This window comes from Dactylosporangium sp. CA-152071 (genome assembly GCF_050936335.1).
In the GTDB taxonomy this organism is placed as follows: domain Bacteria; phylum Actinomycetota; class Actinomycetes; order Mycobacteriales; family Micromonosporaceae; genus Dactylosporangium; species Dactylosporangium maewongense.
The window spans coordinates 8126248-8144285 of the sequence record NZ_JBNJMZ010000001.1 but is presented as its reverse complement, the minus strand read 5'-3'; the positions used below and the strand labels follow the sequence as shown (position 1 = coordinate 8144285).

Sequence of the window (18038 nt, the reverse complement as noted above, 5' to 3'; positions counted from 1 at the left end):
ATGCGTGTGGCACTGTTCGTGACCTGTCTCGCCGACGCGATGTTTCCGCAGGTCGGCCGGGCCACGGTCGAGCTGCTGGAGCGGCTCGGCCACGAGGTCGTCTTCCCCGAGGCGCAGACCTGCTGCGGCCAGATGCACATCAACACGGGCTACCAGCGCGAGGCCGTCCGCCTGGTCGAGCACCAGGTCGACACGTTCGCCGGCTACGAGGCGATCGTCGCGCCGTCGGGCTCGTGCGTCGGCTCGATCCGCCACCAGCACGCGGCCGTCGCCCGCCGGGCCGGCCGGGTCGCGCTGTCGCACCGGGCGGAGGAGCTCGGCGAGCGCACCTATGAGCTGTCGGAGTTCCTCGTCGACGTCCTCGGCGTCACCGACGTCGGCGCCCGCTTCCCGCACCGCGTCACCTACCACCCGACCTGCCACTCGCTGCGCATGCTGCGGGTAGGCGACCGGCCGCTGCGGCTGCTGCGCGCGGTCCGCGACATCGACCTCGTCGAGCTGCCCGGCGCCGACCAGTGCTGCGGCTTCGGCGGCACGTTCGCGCTGAAGAACGCCGACACGTCCGCGGCCATGCTCAGCGACAAGCTCCGCAGCGTCCTGTCCACCGGCGCCTCGGTCGTCTCGGCCGGCGACTCGTCCTGCCTCATGCACATCGGCGGCGGCCTGTCCCGCCTGTCCACCGCTGCCCGGCCCGTGCACCTCGCAGAGATTCTGGCGGCGACATGACCTCCGTGTTCCTTGGGATGCCGGTGTACGCGCCGCGAGGTGTCGGCGCGTTGCGTGGCTCAACGTCCTTCCCGGTCGCGGCCCGGACGGCGCTCGCCGACGACCAGCTGCGGCGCAACCTGGGCCATGCCACGAGCACCATCCGCGGCAAGCGCGCCGCCGTCGTGGCCGAGGTGCCCGACTGGGAGGAGCTGCGCCTCGCCGGTGAGGCGATCAAGGGCTACGTCATGGCCCACCTCGACACCCTCCTCGTCCAGCTGGAGGAGCAGGTGACCGCCCGCGGCGGCACCGTGCACTGGGCCCGCGACGCGGTCGAGGCCAACGCGATCGTCCTCGACCTGGTCCGCGCGACCGGCGCCACCGAGGTCGTCAAGGTCAAGTCGATGGCGACGCAGGAGATCGGGCTCAACGAGGCGCTCGCCGAGGGTGGTGTCACCGCGTGGGAGACCGACCTGGCGGAGCTCATCGTGCAGCTCGGCGACGACAAGCCGTCGCACATCCTGGTCCCCGCCATCCACCGCAACCGCACCGAGATCCGCGACATCTTCCGCCGCACGATGCCTGCCGCCGCCTCGCTCTCCGACGATCCGCGCGAGCTGGCGATGGCCGCCCGCGCGTACCTGCGCGAGAAGTTCCTGACCGCTCGGGTCGCGGTGTCGGGGGCCAACTTCGCGGTCGCCTCGACCGGCACCCTCGCCGTCGTCGAGTCCGAGGGCAACGGCCGCATGTGCCTGACCCTCCCGCAGACCCTGATCACGGTCATGGGCATCGAGAAGGTCGTCCCCACGTGGACCGACCTGGAGGTGTTCCTGCAGCTGCTGCCCCGCTCGTCGACCGGCGAGCGGATGAACCCCTACACGTCCCTCTGGACCGGCGTCACCCCCGGCGACGGCCCGCAGGACTTCCATCTCGTCCTGGTCGACAACGGCCGCACCGCCGTCCTGTCGGACCCTTCGGGCCGGGCCGCCCTGCACTGCATCCGGTGCAGCGCCTGCCTCAACGTCTGCCCCGTCTACGAACGCACCGGCGGCCACGCCTACGGCTCCGTCTACCCCGGCCCGATCGGCGCCGTCCTCAGCCCCCAACTCACCGGCGTCGAGGACAACGCCTCCCTCCCCTACGCCTCCAGCCTCTGCGGCGCCTGCTTCGACGCCTGCCCCGTCCGCATCGACATCCCCTCGATGCTGGTACACCTGCGAAACCGCCACGTGGAAGCGCGCGCCGCTTCCCCGCTCCCCTCCCCCGAGGCCATCACCATGGCCGCCATGTCCTGGGTGATGTCCCGCCCGGCCCGCTTCCGCAGCGCCGAACGCCTCCTACGCCTCGGCCGCCTCCTCGGCCGCCGCACCAACCACATCACGACCCTGCCCCCACCCCTCTCCGCATGGACCACCTCCCGCGACCTCCCCCGCCCCCCGGCCCAGTCCTTCCGCGACTGGTGGCGCACCCGCCCCGCACCACCTTCAGATGCCCGCCCCACCTCGCCCGCCGACCCCAACTCACCCGCCAACCCCGGTCCCGGCCTGTCTTCTGCCCCCGGTCCAACCTCGCCTCCTGCCCCCCGCTCCAGCCCGCCTTCTGACGCCCACCCAAACTCACCCGCCAACCCCGGTCCCAGCCTGTCTGCCGCCCCCGGTCCTACCTCGCCTCCCGCCCCCCGCTCCAGCCCGCCTTCTGACGCCCACCCCAACTCACCCGCCAACCCCGGTCCCGGCTCTCCTCCTGACCCCCGCTCCGGCCCACCTCCTGTTGCCCAGCCCGATCTGCCCGCTGACGCCCATCCCGGCCCGGCACCTGACTCCCTGCCCGCCGACCCCCACCCCGGCCCGCCGTCAGACGCCCGGACCGGCTCGGCTTCTGACGCCCAGCCCGGCTCGCTTGCCGACCCCCAGCCCAGCTCGCCGTCAGACGCCCGGACCGGCTCGGCTTCTGACGCCCGGACCGGCTCGGCTTCTGACGCCCAGCCCGGCTCGCTTGCCGACCCCCAGCCCGGCTCGCCTGCCGATCTCCTTCCGGGCCCGCCTGCTGACCTCCGCCCCGGGCCGGCTTCTGAACCGCTTCCCGAGCCGTCATCTGATCCTGGTCCCGGCCCCGCTTCTGACCTCCGCCCCGGTTCGCCGGCTGATCCCCGGCCGGGGTCGCCCGCTGATGGCCGTCCTGGTGAGTCTTCTGATCAGCGGCGTGACCTCCCCCATCTCGATGCGCAGGAGGGCCGATGACTGACGCCCGCGCCGACGTGCTGGCTCGTATCCGGGCCGCGCTCGGGCCCGACCCGGCCGTGCCCGCCGTGCCACGGGACTACCGGCGCGTGGGGGCGGTGCCGACCGGCTCCCCCGAGCTGCTGTCCCTGCTCGCCGACCGCCTGACCGACTACAAGGCCACGGTCGTCCCCACCACCCCCGCCACGCTCGAGACCGACCTGCGCGCCGCCCTCACCGCCACCATGCCTCCCGGCGGCCGGCTGATCGTGCCGCCGGCCCTGCCGTTCGAGCTCCCCGGCGCCCACGTCGACGACGGCACCCTCACCCCCGCCGACCTGGACACCTTCGCCGGCGTCGCCACCGCCTGCGCCGCCGCGTGCGCCGAGACCGGGACGATCGCCCTCGACGGCAGCCCCGACCAGGGCCGCCGCGCGATCACCCTCGTCCCCGACCGCCACTTCTGCGTGGTCCGCGCCGACCAGGTCGTCCGCACCGTCCCCGACCTGCTCGCCCGCCTCACCCCGACCCGCCCCCTGACCCTCATCAGCGGCCCCTCCGCCACCAGCGACATCGAACTCAACCGCGTCGAAGGCGTCCACGGCCCCCGCACCCTGGTCGTCCTCCTCGTCCACTAGCACCCCCGCCGCGCCCAGAACCACCCCCGACCCAGCTGAAGCAGCCCCCAGCGCCGGCGAAGCTCCGCCCGACCCGACCGAAGCTCCTCCACGAACTGCGTCGACCGGGGCGGCCCTCGGTGGAAGTGCGTCGAGCACGAGATCGATCGGGAAGAGTGCCAGCTGGACCGCCGCGACCCGCATGCGGGCAGCTGGTCGGCGCGATCGTCGGTGAAGACACGCAACGTGCGGGACCACAACAGCCGGCCGGGCAGTGGACCAGTCAGCAGGCCGGGCAGCGCGCGAAACCGCAGCAGTGGGCCGGGCAGTGGGCGGAGCCACGGCAGCAGGCCGGTCAGCGGGCTGGGCTGCGAACCGAGCTGCGGTGTGCGGCCTGTTGGACGGTGGCGGGCGGAGGCGGGCCAGCTTCAAGGCGTGGCGGGCGGTGAGTCCGTGCGTGCGCGCCTCAGCGAACTCGGCCCTGGCCCGCCGGCGTTCCTCGCGGCGACGGGCGTGCTGGCCGGCCACCAGATCAGATCGACACGTCTCAGACAATGGCAGAGCGAACATGCGCCGCCTCCCCCGATTGGCGCTGCCCCACCATTCTCCCTCCCGCGCAACGCCGAATCCAGTCGCGTCACGCTGTGCGAGGGAGCCGGCACACGCCGGATCAGTACCGGCGAGGGGGTGTGAGGGTCAGGCGGTGCTGGATGCGGTCGAACTGGTGCCGGGACAGCTGGGCGGTCGTGGCGAACTCGGAGAGGCTGGTGAAGCCGCCGCGGCGGTGGCGTTCGGAGAGGACGTACGCGACGCGGGCGGCGTCGAAGTCGTCGAGGGTGGCGAGCAGCGTGGCGTCGGCGGTGTTGACGTCGACAGACGCGGCGGTCGGCGTCCAGGGTGTCGGGGCGGGCCACGGGGTGGTGGAGGTCGACGGGATCGGGTCGACCGTGAACTGCTGCGACGTGAACCCGCCGGACTGGGCCGGAAAGCCGGCCGACGGCGTGGCCTGCGGACCGAAGCCGGCGGGCGGCGACTGCGCGGGGAAACCGGCCGCCGGCGTCGCGTACGGATTGAACCCGGCGGGCGGGGTCGCCTGGGCAGGGAAACCGGCCGGCGGCACGGAGTACGGCACCGCGGACGCCGGACCCACCGGCGAACCGAACGCCGCAGGCGAACCGAAGGCGGCCGGAGACCCGAACGCCGCGGGCGACCCGAAGGCGGCCGGGGAGCCGAAGGCAGCGGGAGAGCCGAACGCCGCCACGGCGCGGCGCTGCTCCAGCCAGCGGAGCCAGTACACGTTGAGCACGAACGAGTGCACGACGCACACCACCCACAGCACGAGCCACAGCGCCGCGAAGCCGCCGCCGCTGGAAGGATCGTCCGGCACCGTGGCCTTCTCGGACAGGACGACCATGGCGGTGCCGATGAGGAGGTACCCGACGCCGCAGCCCCACCACGCCGGCTTCCGGGCGCGCAGGCCGACGAGGACCAGGCCCGCGCCGCTGAAGCAGCCGAACCCCAGGATCGAGATGAGGACCCACCAGCTCTGCAGGAGCTTCCAGCCGAAACTCGGGCGGGCGGCGGGTGCCGGATACATCAGGTCCTCCTGTCAGGCCGGGCGGCCAATGCATCGACGCTGGTCGCCCCGCGAACACTAACAGCGGGCGGCCCAGGCCGTTGCCCACAGCACCGCCCACCAGAACGACGATCGGGAACACACAGCCGACCGGGGTCAGGACGCACCCACCCAAGCCCACGCCGTCGTCCACAGCGCGACGGCGAAGGCCGCGCCGACCAGGACAGGCCGACAAACACGGCGGCGGCCACACCGTACAAGAGCAACACCGCGACGAAGACAGCACCGGCCATCAGGACAAGGATCACGGCCGCCGTGGCCAGCAGCGCACCGATGATCGTGGCTACGAACGACCGGACCCCGACCGCCGCACGGCCCGACCCACTGATCACCGCCAACGAAGGCCACGGCCCCGTCGAAGCCACGGCGCCGTCGAGCTGAACCGGTGGCTCACCCACGACCGCTGACCGGGGTCAGGACGCACCCGCCCAGGCCCACGACGCCGTCCACAGCGCGGTGGTGAAGGCCGCGCCGACCAGGACCAGCATCGTCCAGGCGCGTAAGCGGAGGGCGCGGCGCAGGCCGGGACGCTCGGCGGGCAGCGCGAACACCCGGGTCGGCCAGTGCCGCCAGGACACGTCGGCGAACACGGCGGCGGCAGCGCAGTACAAGAGCAACACCGCGATGAAGGCAGCACTGCCCGTCAGAGTGAGGATCGCGGCGGCCGTGGCCAGCAGGGCGGCGACGATCGGGACGACCTTCCAGCGGTTGCCCTGGGCGAGCAGCGTCAGCAGCTCCTCCAGCTGGTCGTCGCCGAGCCCGGCGCGGGCCAGCTTCGGCTGGACGACCAGCAGGCTGTAGCCCATCGAGCCGCACCACATGGCGGCCAGGCCGAGATGCGCGGTGAGCAGCAACGACAACACCATGCCCGGCAGCGTAACCGCCGGGTACGACAACTTCAGGCGGTGAACTTCCAGTGCCACGGCTCGCGGGGCGTGTTCTCGGTGAAGCCGAAACGGCCGCCGTTGGCCCGCATCCAGGCCTGCGCCTTGGCGTCGAGGTCCAGGTCGACGGCGAGGCCCCAGCCGTGGTCGCTGGTGCCGGGCTTCGCCGCCAGGCCGCCCTGGGAGTAGAGGCCCTTGCGGCGGGCGAGGTCGACCTGCTCGTCATAGCTGCGGTACGAGTCCGTGATCCCGATCTTCACGCCGTCGCGCTGCGCCGCGCGCAGGAGGCTCTCGAGCGCGGCCGCGGCCGGGGCGGCGAGGCGGTGCCCGGTCGAGCCGACCTCGGCGAGCGCCGTGACGGGGATGCGGCCGTTCTCGTAGCGGTCCTGCAACGACGTCGCCGCCGACAACGCGGAGGCGAAGGACGACTCCGGCGCGGCCTGTACAGCAGGAGGCGGGGTCAGGGCGGCGAGCTGCGAGCGGATCTCTGCCATCCGGGTGGCGATGCCGGTGATGCCTTCCACACGCACCGCATCGGCACCCGGAGGCGCGACTTTAGTGAGGAAGGACGCCGTAGATGAGCGCGGTCGACCCGGAGCCCTTCGCGTTGATGAAGCCGCCGCACAGGATCGACCCGCCGGTCGCCGGGAACTTGGCCAGGTTCGCCAGGATCTCCAGGCTGATGCGGTGCCGCCGGTACACCAGCAGCGACGCCCTGAAGTCGGGGTCGGTGCCCAGGTCGGGGCCGAACGTGTCGATGCCGGTGCCGCCGTTGCGCCCGATCCGGCCGGTGTCGATGAACCACTGGACCGTCTCGGGTGCGAAGCCCGGCTGGTGCAGGACCCCGTCGGCGTCGAGGTTCGGGAACGCGTCGGTCCCCCACTTGTACTCCCAGCCGGTCCACATGATGATCATCGACTCGTCGGGGATGCGGCCGTGCCGGCGCTCCCACTGCTTCACGTCGTCGACCGTCAGCGCGTAGTCGGCGTTGCGGGCGCACTTGTCCCGCACGTCGATCTTGACCGCGGGCAGGAACAGGTCGTTGGGGTCGAGGTCGTCCGCCAGGGGCTCGCCGGCGTTGAAGTGCCCCGGCGCGCCCCAGTGCGTGCCCGTCGCCTCGCCCTCGCGGACGTACTGCAGGTAGTAGCCCTCGTTCTCGATGGTGGCGATGGTCTCCAGCTCGAACGCCGGGTCGCCGGGGTAGATGTTGGTCGTCGCCGGGTCGTTGACGTGCGACAGGCTGATCAGCCGGGTCTTGCCGGGCTTCAACGCTGGGCCCCCGCTCTCGGCCGCCGCCGCGGTGCCGGCCAGGCCCGCGGCGCCGGCGACCGCACCGCTCGCCGCCGCTGTCAGAAGATGTCGTCGCTGCATGGTCTTTAGCCCCTCGCGTCCGTGTCCAGGTGCCGACAAGCCACATTGCACCGCCGCACCGGCCCGCGCAAGATCTGCCGCTGTACCTGGCGTGGCGGGGCCTTCGACCCAGTGCGACGGACGCGCGTCTGCCTAAATTCAGCCACGGAGGGAACCAACGGGCGGGTCCGATACGACTAATAGACAGACGAGTGGGGGTTGCGCGTGTCGAAGCGCCAGCGGGACTCGCGCGAATACGCGCGACGGATGCGACTGATCCAGGAGCGGGCGACCGCCAGGCGGGGCAGGATGCGCAAGGCGACGGCCGCGATCACCGCCGTCCTGGTCGTGTTCGCGGTCATGATCGTGGCCAAGCTCGGCGGCGCCGGGGGGCCCGAGACCAAGCCCACACCGGCCTTCCCCACCGGCGAGGCGGCCGCCGCGATCGTCGCGCAGTTGACGTCCGTGCCGCCCGCGGTCCTCGACCAGGTCGGCGTCGGATCCGCCGAGATCCTGCCGAAGGCGGTCACCGGCCAGCCGGTGCTCACCGAGGGCGGCAAGCCCCTGGTGCTGTATGTCGGCGCCGAGTACTGCCCGTTCTGCGCCGCGCAGCGCTGGCCGGTGGTCGTCGCGCTGTCCCGGTTCGGGACGTTCAGCGGCCTGACGATCACCGCTTCGGCGTCCGACGACGTGTACCCCGACACGCCGACGGTGTCGTTCCACGGCAGCACGTACACCAGCGACGTGCTCACATTCCAGGGCGTCGAGACCAGCGGCAGGACCCGCAAGGGCGGCTCGTACACGCCGCTGGACCAGCTGACCCCCCAGCAGGCGCAGCTGGTGCAGAAGTTCAACGCCCCGCCCTACGTGGACGCGAAGTCCGCCGGATCGATCCCGTTCGTCGACTACGCCAACCAGGCGATCACCTCCGGCGCGACGTTCAGCCCGGAGCTGCTCGCCGGCATGACCGCCGAGCAGGTGACCAAGGCGCTGTCCGACCCCGGCAGCGAGATCGCGAAGGCGGTCAACGGCAACGCCAACGCGATCACCGCCGTGCTGTGCAAGGTGACCGGCGGCAAACCGGCGAACGTCTGCACCTCCCAGGCCGTGACCGCCTTCCAGGGAAAGGTCTGAGCATGACCGAGACCACCACCGACCAGCTGGTGCAGCGGTGGGTGCCGCCCGTTTCGCTGGTGCTGTCCGTGCTCGGCCTGGGCGTGTCCGCGTACCTGACGTATGAGCACTTCACGTCGTCGACGACCCTCGCCTGCCCGGACACGGGAGCGCTCAACTGCCTGAAGGTCACCACCAGCGAGCAGTCCGCGGTGTTCGGCATCCCCGTGGCGGTGCTGGGTCTGCTGTACTTCGTCGCCATGCTCGCCCTGTCGGCGCTGTGGCGGACACCCCGACGGGACGTGCGGCTCGCCCGCCTCGCCTGTACCGGCGTCGGCGTGCTGTTCGTCGTCTGGCTCGTCTACGCGGAGCTCTTCACCCTCGACGCGATCTGCCTGTGGTGCACGGCGGTGCACGTCCTGGCGATCGGCCTGTTCGCCGTCACGGCGCTCGGCACGGCGTATGCCGACCCGGCGGATTTAGCGTAGAACCGCGGGGAACTTTCCGGCGGTCCGGGGCGACTACCCGGTTGACCTTGTCGTTCCTGCCCGAGAGGACAGCCCGCATCATGCGCCTGACCCACGTGGTCCGCGCGGGTGTCGCCGTCGCCGCGGCCGCCGCCGCTGCACTCGCCTTCCCCGCCGCCGCCTCCGCTCACGTCACCGTCAACCCCAACACCGCCACGCAGGGCGGCTACACCAAGGTGACGTTCCGGGTGCCCAACGAGCGCGACGACGCCTCCACCACCAAGCTCGAGATCGCGCTGCCCACCGACAAGCCGATCGCGTCGGTGTCGCTCAAACCGCTCCAGGGCTGGACCGCCGTCGCCGAGACCAGCAAGCTCGCCACACCGATCAAGACCGACGACGGCGAGCTCACCGACGCCGTCTCCAAAATCACCTGGACCGCGTCGGCCGGTGCGGAGATCAAGCCCCACCAGTTCCAGGAGTTCGACGTCTCCCTCGGCCCCCTGCCGACCACCGACCAGATCGTCTTCAAGGCCCTCCAGACCTACTCCACCGGCGAGATCGTCCGCTGGATCGACGAGCCCGCCGCCGGCGCCGAGGCCGAGCACCCCGCCCCCGTCCTCAAGCTCACCAAGAAGACCGACGCCACAGCCTCCGCGGCACCTGCCGCTTCGGTCGCCGCGAAGGACGATGACGGCGGCAGCGGCGACGGTACGGCCATCGGCCTGGGCATCGCAGGCCTCGTCGCCGGCCTGGCCGGCCTGGTCGTCGCCGTCCTGGCCCTCCGCCGCTCCCGGACGTCCTGAGGACAGCACCCCCGCTTGATCGAACAGCGGATCCGGTCACCACCACGACCGGATCCGCTTTTTGATCACCGCAGCCGCCGGCTCACAGGTGGCCCTGGGTCACAGTGGGAGCCAGTGCCCTGAGCGGTTGCTGCCAGTCACCCGGTTGCCACCGACTCCGCAGCGAGGGCTCGAACAGCGGCCTCGAGTTCGGTGCGGGTGACTTTGCGGCGAGCGACGGCTGCCACGTTGCCGGCCCGGTCAAGGACGACGGTGTTCGGGAGCGTGCGGGGCGAGATCGCGGGAAAGATCAGCGGAATCTCACCGGCCGGATCGAACAGGCTCGGGTAGGTCAATTGGTAGGCGTCGACAAACTTCCTGGCCTCGTCGCGGTCATCGTTGATGTTCACGCCGAGCATGCGCACGCTGAGGCCAGCCGTGGCGTCGGCGACGGCCTGCAGGTCCGGTGCTTCGTCACCGCAGGGCGCACACCAGGACGCCCAGAAGTTGACGACCACGACGGAACCGCGCCATTCGGCGAGGCGGAAGGCGCTGGTGTCGAGGAGTTGCCCGGTCAGCGCCGGCGCGGCCTGACGGCTCGCCGGCGGAACTTGGACGATGGCGGCAGCGGAGGGACGCGCTGCGACGTCCCCCGGGCCGCTTGTGGTGGCCGTGTCCTGCAAATACCACGCCGCCGCCAGGCCGACTGCGACGATTGTGCATGCAACAACGCGATGATGTGTGGACACCATGCCCCCTTGGAGGTCGACACACCTCTCGAATTTCGTGTAGACGGTAGCCCATCCCTGCCTCTCATCTGAGCCGCGCCGCCGGAACGCACGCCGTCGATCGCCGCCGCGTCAGGATCACGCTCGGTGCAGCGCTGCCGCCATCATCTGGTGTCTCAACTCAGCCTGACAGAGAGGGGCTCAAGGACCTGACCGCCACGGACGTTGACCGGTGGCTCGCCGACCGGGCGAAGGTCCTGAGCACGGCAACTCTGGGCAGCCTGTTCTCGTGCCTCAAGCGGGCGCTTCGGCGAGCGATGGCCCGCGGGCATGTGAGCCGCAACGTCACCGCGCTGTGCGACCTGCCGAAGGGGCAGCCGGGCAGGCCCTCGAAGTCGCTGACGATGGAGCAGGGCACCGCGTTGCTGGAGGCCGCCAGGGACACGCCGCTGTATGCCTACATCGTGCTGTCGCTGCTCACCGGCCTGCGGACCGAGGAGGTGCGGGCGCTCCGGTGGGAGTTGCTCGACCTCAAGGGACGCCCGGACGACACACCGCCGGTGCCGCCGTCGGTGTCGGTCTGGCGGTCCGATCGGGTGGGCGGGGACACCAAGACCCCGAAGTCCCGTCGCACGCTCGCTCTGCCGGCACTCTGCGTCTACGCGCTTGACCTGCACGGCCAGGAGCAGGACAAGGCGCGGCGGCGGGCTGGCGACTCATGGCACGAGACCGGCCTGGTGTTCGTGTCGGCCGTCGGTACGGCGCTCGACGCCGCGAACGTCCGGCGATCCTCCGCCGGGTGGTGAAGGCGGCCGGGCTGGCGGCCGACGACTGGACACCGCGCGAGCTACGTCACAGCTTCGTGTCGATCGCGTCCGCACACGGGATGACCCTGGAGCAGATCGCCGACATCGTCGGGCACGCGGGGACGAGGGTCACGGAGGCGGTCTACCGCCACCAGCTCCGACCGGTCCTGCTGAACGGCGCCGAGGTCATGAACCAAATGTTCGGCTTGCCTGGTGGGACGGCTGCAGCACGTAAGCCCCTGGACAACCACAGTGGTGGCGAGGTACTAAGCGGGTTGACAGAGGTTCTGCGCGTAACCAGGCGTGGGTGGGTCGCCAGGGGCGAAGACGACACGGCCTTGCCGGTTGTTGATGATTGGTGAAGAACCAGACACCACCACAACGAACCGGCAAGGTCGTGTCCATTATGCGCCCTGTCTGTGTATCCGCCGAGGTCTCCAGCAGCGCCCGGGCCCAGATCATGCACCTGCTGCACGGCCGGTGGCGTACCGCCACCCGCCTGATCATGGTCGTGCTGTCCACCGCCGGCATGTCCCCGGCCCAAATCGCCGACCTGCTGGACTACCACCCCGCCACCGTGCGCCGCTGGCTGCACCGCTACACCATCGACGGCATCCCCGGCCTACCCGACCGGCCCCGACCCGGACGGCCCCGCCTCGGCGGCCCAGCCCTCACCGCACGCATCACCACACTGCTCGCCAAGCCCGGGCCGTGGACCATCCAGCGAATCCGGCAGCAGCTGGGCAGACCCCAGGTCAGCCTGCACACCCTGTGGCGACGCACCCGCACGGTGGCCCAGTGGCGACGACCCCGCCTCGTCCCCAAAGGCGACCCCGACCACGACCGCGTTGTGGCGGGCATCCGCCGCCGCATCGCCCGGCTCCCGGCCGGATCGGTCGTCCTCGCCGCGGACGAGGCCCACCTCGACCTGCTCCCCACAGTGCGGGCCACCTGGACCCTGCACAGACGCCGCCACCGGGTCATGACACCGGGCAAGAACCGGCGCGCCACCATCTTCGGCGCCCTCGATCTGGCCACCGGCGCCTGGTGGTCGCTCTGGGCCCGCCGCAGCGCCGCCGGTTTCACCACCATGCTGCAACTGCTGCTGACCGCCTACCCCACCGCCCCAGCAGTGGCGGTCATCTGCGACAACGACAACATCCACCACGCCGCGAGGGTGCAGCAGTGGGTCAGCGACCACCCGCGGCTGCGGTTGTTGTACGGGGCTACGTACAGTCCGCATGACAATCCGGTGGAACGCGTCTGGGCTGCGCTCAAAGCGCAGTTGGCCAACACCGCGGTCACCTGGACCGAACGCATCCACCAAGCCCGCGTGTTCTTCCGGCGACGAACACCACAGCAGATGCTGACCACCGCCGCCGCATGGACCTCACCGTGGCTGCCCCGCAGTTACGCGCAGAACTTCAGGGAATCCGCTTAGAACCAGATGATGAAGGCTGACAGCTCGCCGCCCTCCCGTACCGCCGGGTTGGTTGCTGGAACAGCCGTCTTTTTCGCGCTGGCGGTGACGTCAGGCCACTGGCTGCCTGGGTACCCGGACTGGCAGAAAGCTCCGGCAGCCGCATTGGTCGGCGTGGCCGTGGGTGTGATCGTTCACCGCATCGTTCTTCGGCTGAAAGACCGATGACGGTGACGGCGTAGCGGCGGCCCCGGGCTGCTGCCGCGACGTAGACCCCCTGTATGACCCCTCGCAAACAAAAGGCCCGCTCTCGGAGATCGAGAGCGGGCCTTTTTGCTGGTGGGCGATACTGGGTTTGAACCAGTGACCTCTTCCGTGTCAAGGAAGCGCGCTCCCACTGCGCCAATCGCCCTAGCTTGGGGTGCCTCACCGTGGTGTGGCCTTTCCGAGGTGGGAACGGGATTTGAACCCGTGTACACGGCTTTGCAGGCCGTTGCCTCGCCTCTCGGCCACCCCACCGTGGTCACTTGTTCCCGAGCGGACGACGAGATTCGAACTCGCGACCCTCACCTTGGCAAGGTGATGCGCTACCAGCTGCGCTACGTCCGCACCGCCTGGCCTGTCTTGCACCCGGCGACGGATGCAAACTCTAGCCGACCGCCAACCGTCATGCCAAACCGGTATCCGGATCCGGCGCGTCGGGGTGGGGTCAGCCGGGTTGTGCGGTGAGGCCGGCGCAGGTCTGGAGGCTGTCGTACCGCTGGCTGAGCTTGGTGGCGGCGGCCCCGGTGAGCAGTTTGGGCTGGCCGGTGTCGGAGACGACGGCGGGCAGGAACTCCCGTTTGGTGACCTTGCGGTCCCGGACGGTCAGGCGCAGGACGCCGGTGTCGGTGCTCTTGGAGGTGCCGTACCAGAGGAAGTTGGCCATCCCGTAGGCGACGAACGTGGAGCCCAGCCAGCCCGATCCCTGCAAGGTGTGGGCGTGGGAGCCGATGATCAGGTCGGCGCCGGCGGTGGAGAGCTTGGCCGCGAAGGTCTTCTGGGCGCTGTTGGCGCAGCTGTTGCCTTCGTCACCCCAGTGGTTGAAGACGATGACGAGGTCGGCCTGGGCGCGGGCGGCGGCGACCGCGGCGGTGGCGCGGGCGGTGTCGAACGCCATGGCGATGCCAGGCTTGTCGGGGCCGGCGGCCCAGGTGGAGGCCAGCTCGCTGACCTGGTTGAAGCCGAGCACGGCGATCTTCACGCCACGGACGGTGGTCAGCCAGGGCCGGTACGCCTCGTCGATGGTGGCGCCGGCCCCGAACGCCGGGTAGCCGGCCTTGTGGACGGCGTCCAGGGTGTCGAGCAGCCCGACCCGGCCGTAGTCGAGGGTGTGGTTGTTGGCGATGCTGACCGCGTCGATCCCGGCCGCCTTGAGGGCCTCGATCGCGACGGGTGTGGTGCGGAAGTGGTACGTCTTCGGCTCCTCGGTCCCGCGGGACGTGATCGCCGTCTCCAGGTTGACGATCGTGAGGTCGGCCGAGGACAGCTGCGACGCGATCGGGCCGAAGGCGGTCGCCGGGTCCGCGAGCAGCTTGGCGGTCCGGTCCATGAAGTGCACGTCGCCGGCGAAGGCGAGCGTCAGGTCGACCGGGGTGGGCGACGGGGAGGCCGAAGCCGGCGCGGCGGTCGCCGGGGCGGACGACGGCGCCGGGGCGGAGGGCGCCGCGGTGGCCGTGCAACCGGCGATGAGCAGCAACGGCGCCGCGAACATCATGCGTCTCACGGAGTCACGCTATCGGGTGACCGCCCCCCCTCGGTGAACGCCGCGCGACGATGCGCTAGAGTCTTCACCAGCAACGCGGACGTAGCGCAGCTGGTAGCGCATCACCTTGCCAAGGTGAGGGTCGCGAGTTCGAATCTCGTCGTCCGCTCCAAGGAACAGGATTCAAGAACCGCCTTCGATGGACCACGGTCCGACGAAGGCGGTTTTTCAGTAGGGTAACGCCCTCCGCCGGGCCACCGGAATCGGTGTGGAAGGCGCCTTCGCCAGCAGCCACAGCGGGTTCGAGACGCCCGCGAGCGTGCCGTTCTTGAGCCGGACCTGCGAGCGCACGTAGGTGCCGGGCTGCAGCAGCACCGACGTGTCGGCCGTGATCTTCGTGGACGGTGAGAGGCCGCTGCCGAGCTTGCCGGTGACGACCTCCAGCTTCGCGCCCTTCGGCAGCTTCGTCGCCGTCACGTCGACCTTCACGGGCGCCGCGCCCACCAGGACCGCGCCCATGTAGGAGACACCGCCGACGCGGAGGTCGAGGGCGCCGCGGAACGAGACGAGGTCGGTGAACCAGGCCGCCCCGGCCGACAGGGCGCGCAGCAGGTCGGCGCGGCTCTTCGACGGGGACCAGACGTGGCTGACGAAGTGGTCCTCGTTGGCGGCCCAGTCGGTGGCGTCATGGTCATCGCTGCTGCCCAGCGCGGTGAAGAAGACGCAGTTGCGGGCGGCGACGTCGTACACCCAGAGCAGATCCTCGACCGGGTCACGGCCGATCTCGACGAGGTCGGCGCCCAGGGCACCCCGCGTCACGATCAGCTTCGCCAGCTCGTCGCGCTTCGCCACGTCCATCGGATGGTTCCAGCAGACGAGGCCGCCGTGGGCGTGCAGGCGGCGGACCATGGACCCGGTCAGGTCGGGGTCGTTGTCGCGCAGCGGCGGGCTCGGAAACGGTGGGAAAGTCAGGTCGCCGCCGAACCAGTTCAGGTGCCTGACCATCGAGGCCTCGAGGGCCCGGAACTGGGTGACGTCCGGGTAGCGTTTCGCGACCGCGGCGATGACCTCGGCGCGCAGCTGCTCGCCGGCCTGCCCGGCGCGGCGGGCGCGGTCGAAGGTGAGCCGGTCGACCACGAACCGAGCCTGCCGGACCTCCAGCGCCAGCCCCGTGAGGGCGTTGTCGCCGGCGGTGATGTCGGGCCACAGCGCCGCGATGTCGTCGCACAGGTCGAACGTCAGCGACTGCCACACACCCGCCTTCACGGGGCGCGTCACCGTGCCGACCGCCTTGTCGGCCTTGCGCGTGACCAAGGTCGCGCCGCCGATGTCGTACCGCAGCCGCAGCACCCCCTTGCCCGGCTGGTTGGACAGCTGGATCTCCAGCGTCAGCGACCCGCCGGCGAGCTGCTCGGGCAGCACGTCCAGGGTGAGGGTGGTGTCGGCGACGCAGGCGTTCGCCATCGCGTTCCAGGCGATGCCCTCCATGCGCAGCGTGCCGCCGCCGGTGGCGCTCAGGCGCAGCGCCTTGCCGGTGCCGTCGCGCGGGGAGTGCGGCGAGGCGACGAAGTCGGCGGCGTGACCGCGGGGCTTGCCGGCGAGGTGCTGTTTCCACGTCCAGCCGAGGCCGTGCTCGGGCTCGGAGGCACCGTCGAAGTGCACGGCCTGGCGGTGCCCGGCCGCCGCGATCCGGAAGTCGTGGTCGGTCCACCAGACCACGTCGACCTTGTGCTTGCGGGCCTGCTCCAGGTGCGCGGCGTAGCTGGCGAGCCCTTCGCTGAACGGCCCGTGAATGTGCGTAGCCATGCTGACCGGCAGCAGCGCGCCGGCCGAGGGTGCCGCCGAGGCGTCAGTGGCGACTCCCGCGCCCGCACAGGCGGCCGCGAGCAGCACCGCGCGCCGGCTCAGCCCCGTTGCGTGATCCACTCCGTTGACGTTGCCCCGCCGCCGCCCTCACCCGCAGGTGAACAGCGAAACATCTGTGTTATGCGTCATTTGTACGATTTGAGGGCGGGACGGTCGACCGGGCCGCGGCGAACGGCGACGGTTCGGCTCCTGATAGTCTCATCGGGCCGTTCTTCCTTCGGCTTTCCTGGCTTCTCGCGGCGCATACGTGAAGGAGGAGCATGGCGGACACGACCTTGTGCACGTTCGCGGAGCTGGAGTTTCTCCTCCGCTCCGCCGCCGGCCCGCACGGTGAGCGCACGGCCGCGATGGATGGCGTCCGGCGCCGTCTCGCCCTGCAGCCCGAGGCGGCCACCGACATCGTCACCGCTGCCGGGGTCGCGTCGCTGCTGGCCCGCGGCCTGTGCACCGACGAGGGCGGCGATGTCGTGCCGGGCCCGCTGGTCCTGGGCGCGGTCGCGGCCCTGGCGACGCTGCACACGACGACGGAGGCGGCCGGGTCGACCGGCGACAAGACCATCGCGATGCACGTGTTCAGCGGCACCGCCGGCCGTGTCGCGACCTATCCGGGGCCGTTCGGGCTGTTCGGGATCGAGGTCCTCGACCCGGCCGAGCCCCTCGCGTCGCCGCTGGCCAGGTTCGTCGACCGGTGCACGGCCGGCGAGGGCGAGGCGGCCGTGGCGATCGCGTCGGACGGCGCGGGGGTCGCGATCGCCCGCGACGCCGACGGGACCTGGATGCTGTCGGCGGACGACGGCTCGGGGCCGCTGTCGCCGGTCGGGCGGGACGATGTCGTCGCCGCGCTGGTGTCGCGGTTCGGCGGCACCACGGTGCGGGCCGGTGCCTCGTGACGACGGTCCGGGCCGGCGCCGCCAGTGACGTCGGCCGGGTGCGCCAGCGCAACGAGGACAGCGCGCTGGTCGTCGACGGGGTGTATGCCGTCGCCGACGGCATGGGCGGGCACGCCGCCGGTGACGTCGCCAGCGAGCTCGCCGTCGCGGCGCTGCGGCGGCTCGCGGACCTGCCGGACCGCACCCCGCAGGATGTGCACGACGAGATCGCCCGCGCCAACGCCGACATCCTCGCCTCCGCCGTCGAACACCCCGTCCGCACCGGCATGGGCACCACGGTCACCGGTCTCAGCCTCGTGCTCGACGGCGACGCCGAGCGCTGGGCGGTGTTCAACGTCGGCGACTCCCGCGTGTACCGCTACGACGGCGAGGTCCTCACCCAGCTCACCGTCGACCACACCGCACCCCAGAGCGTCACCCGCCGCCGCGGCGTGATCACGCGGGCACTCGGCACCAGACCCGCACCCCCCGCCGACCTGTGGGTCCTGTCGCCGGTGCCGGGAGAGCGCTTCGTCGTCTGCTCCGACGGGCTGCCCCTGGAGCTGACCGACGACGAGATCGCCGCCGCCCTGCGGGCCGAACCGGTCGCCCAGGCCGCCGCCGACCTCCTCGTGCACCGGGCCGTCCTCGCCGGCGGCCGCGACAACGTCACCGTCGTCGTCGTGGACCACCTCGCGACCGGTCCGGACGCCGGGCCGCGCACCCGTGGCGCACACGCCGCCCCCGAGGACGAGGACACCGACCCGGGCCTCATCACCTATCTCGGCCTGGACACCGACCCGCTCGGCATCCCCACGCGCCCCTGACC

At 71.4% G+C, this 18038-nt stretch carries 15 protein-coding genes, 4 tRNA genes and 2 pseudogenes; 11 read left to right on the top strand and 10 right to left on the bottom strand.

The features are described from left to right. The 3 genes and pseudogenes from ACQEVZ_RS36760 (at nucleotide 1) to ACQEVZ_RS36750 (ending at nucleotide 3562) form a co-directional block, all read left to right on the top strand. Entirely contained in the window at nucleotides 1–726 is a 726-nt protein-coding gene (locus tag ACQEVZ_RS36760) for a (Fe-S)-binding protein (protein ID WP_344503291.1), read from the top strand. Then, nucleotides 723–2177, top strand: a pseudogene (locus tag ACQEVZ_RS36755) (LutB/LldF family L-lactate oxidation iron-sulfur protein); the annotation flags it as partial. The gene ACQEVZ_RS36760 and the pseudogene ACQEVZ_RS36755, both read left to right, overlap by 4 nt. 764 nt (nucleotides 2178–2941) lie before the next feature. Continuing rightward, complete coding sequence (locus tag ACQEVZ_RS36750) at nucleotides 2942–3562, top strand: LutC/YkgG family protein (RefSeq protein WP_433375110.1); 621 nt, start codon at nucleotides 2942–2944, stop codon at nucleotides 3560–3562. A gap of 649 nt (nucleotides 3563–4211) precedes the next feature. On the opposite strand, the gene ACQEVZ_RS36745 is transcribed toward ACQEVZ_RS36750, so the two are convergent. From ACQEVZ_RS36745 to ACQEVZ_RS36730, 4 genes are all read right to left on the bottom strand, one after another. Continuing rightward, nucleotides 4212–5138, bottom strand: coding sequence for a type II secretion system protein GspK (locus ACQEVZ_RS36745; protein ID WP_433375107.1), 927 nt, complete (start codon nucleotides 5136–5138; stop codon nucleotides 4212–4214). Nucleotides 5139–5590: 452 nt separating this feature from the next. Continuing rightward, nucleotides 5591–6043, bottom strand: coding sequence for a hypothetical protein (locus ACQEVZ_RS36740; protein ID WP_433375104.1), 453 nt, complete (start codon nucleotides 6041–6043; stop codon nucleotides 5591–5593). 32 nt (nucleotides 6044–6075) lie between these two features. Continuing rightward, on the bottom strand, nucleotides 6076–6591 hold the full coding sequence (locus tag ACQEVZ_RS36735) for a M15 family metallopeptidase (protein ID WP_354895397.1): 516 nt from the start codon (nucleotides 6589–6591) through the stop codon (nucleotides 6076–6078). Between the two features lie 25 nt (nucleotides 6592–6616). Beyond that, nucleotides 6617–7432: a cyclase family protein gene (locus tag ACQEVZ_RS36730; RefSeq protein ID WP_363403873.1), complete on the bottom strand. Its 816-nt coding sequence runs from the start codon at nucleotides 7430–7432 to the stop codon at nucleotides 6617–6619. Between the two features lie 246 nt (nucleotides 7433–7678). On the opposite strand from ACQEVZ_RS36730, the gene ACQEVZ_RS36725 reads away from it, so the two are divergent. The 3 genes from ACQEVZ_RS36725 (at nucleotide 7679) to ACQEVZ_RS36715 (ending at nucleotide 9797) form a co-directional block, all read left to right on the top strand. Next, the gene (locus tag ACQEVZ_RS36725; protein WP_433375099.1) at nucleotides 7679–8545 is read left to right on the top strand and encodes a DUF929 family protein; all 867 of its coding nucleotides are present in this window, start codon (nucleotides 7679–7681) and stop codon (nucleotides 8543–8545) included. A gap of 2 nt (nucleotides 8546–8547) precedes the next feature. Continuing rightward, on the top strand, nucleotides 8548–9012 hold the full coding sequence (locus ACQEVZ_RS36720; protein WP_344503283.1) for a vitamin K epoxide reductase family protein: 465 nt from the start codon (nucleotides 8548–8550) through the stop codon (nucleotides 9010–9012). An 80-nt stretch (nucleotides 9013–9092) separates the two neighbouring features. Continuing rightward, nucleotides 9093–9797 (top strand): YcnI family protein, encoded by a 705-nt coding sequence (locus ACQEVZ_RS36715; RefSeq protein WP_433375091.1) that lies wholly within the window; start codon nucleotides 9093–9095, stop codon nucleotides 9795–9797. A gap of 137 nt (nucleotides 9798–9934) precedes the next feature. On the opposite strand, the gene ACQEVZ_RS36710 is transcribed toward ACQEVZ_RS36715, so the two are convergent. Next, complete coding sequence (locus tag ACQEVZ_RS36710) at nucleotides 9935–10528, bottom strand: TlpA family protein disulfide reductase (RefSeq protein WP_433375088.1); 594 nt, start codon at nucleotides 10526–10528, stop codon at nucleotides 9935–9937. 176 nt (nucleotides 10529–10704) lie between these two features. Between ACQEVZ_RS36710 and ACQEVZ_RS36705 the strand changes: the two are divergent. Next, nucleotides 10705–11516: pseudogene (locus ACQEVZ_RS36705) on the top strand (site-specific integrase); the annotation flags it as partial. Nucleotides 11517–11716: 200 nt separating this feature from the next. Further along, entirely contained in the window at nucleotides 11717–12751 is a 1035-nt protein-coding gene (locus ACQEVZ_RS36700) for an IS630 family transposase (RefSeq protein WP_433362362.1), read from the top strand. 316 nt (nucleotides 12752–13067) lie between these two features. On the opposite strand, the gene ACQEVZ_RS36695 is transcribed toward ACQEVZ_RS36700, so the two are convergent. The 4 genes from ACQEVZ_RS36695 to ACQEVZ_RS36680 form a co-directional block, all read right to left on the bottom strand. After that, nucleotides 13068–13142 (bottom strand) — tRNA-Val (locus ACQEVZ_RS36695). 36 nt (nucleotides 13143–13178) lie between these two features. Further along, a tRNA-Cys gene (locus ACQEVZ_RS36690) sits at nucleotides 13179–13249 on the bottom strand. A 17-nt stretch (nucleotides 13250–13266) separates the two neighbouring features. Continuing rightward, nucleotides 13267–13339 (bottom strand) — tRNA-Gly (locus ACQEVZ_RS36685). A 100-nt stretch (nucleotides 13340–13439) separates the two neighbouring features. Beyond that, complete coding sequence (locus ACQEVZ_RS36680) at nucleotides 13440–14486, bottom strand: CapA family protein (protein WP_344503642.1); 1047 nt, start codon at nucleotides 14484–14486, stop codon at nucleotides 13440–13442. An 84-nt stretch (nucleotides 14487–14570) separates the two neighbouring features. Between ACQEVZ_RS36680 and ACQEVZ_RS36675 the strand changes: the two genes are divergently transcribed. After that, nucleotides 14571–14646, top strand: a tRNA-Gly gene (locus tag ACQEVZ_RS36675). A 56-nt stretch (nucleotides 14647–14702) separates the two neighbouring features. Here ACQEVZ_RS36675 and ACQEVZ_RS36670 read toward each other — a convergent pair. Beyond that, nucleotides 14703–16400 (bottom strand): hypothetical protein, encoded by a 1698-nt coding sequence (locus tag ACQEVZ_RS36670; RefSeq protein ID WP_433375085.1) that lies wholly within the window; start codon nucleotides 16398–16400, stop codon nucleotides 14703–14705. Nucleotides 16401–16600: 200 nt separating this feature from the next. Between ACQEVZ_RS36670 and ACQEVZ_RS36665 the strand changes: the two genes are divergently transcribed. Then, on the top strand, nucleotides 16601–17230 hold the full coding sequence (locus tag ACQEVZ_RS36665) for a hypothetical protein (protein ID WP_344503278.1): 630 nt from the start codon (nucleotides 16601–16603) through the stop codon (nucleotides 17228–17230). After that, complete coding sequence (locus tag ACQEVZ_RS36660) at nucleotides 17227–18036, top strand: PP2C family protein-serine/threonine phosphatase (RefSeq protein WP_344503277.1); 810 nt, start codon at nucleotides 17227–17229, stop codon at nucleotides 18034–18036. Before ACQEVZ_RS36665 ends, ACQEVZ_RS36660 begins: the two co-directional genes overlap by 4 nt. Nucleotides 18037–18038: the final 2 nt, after the last annotated feature.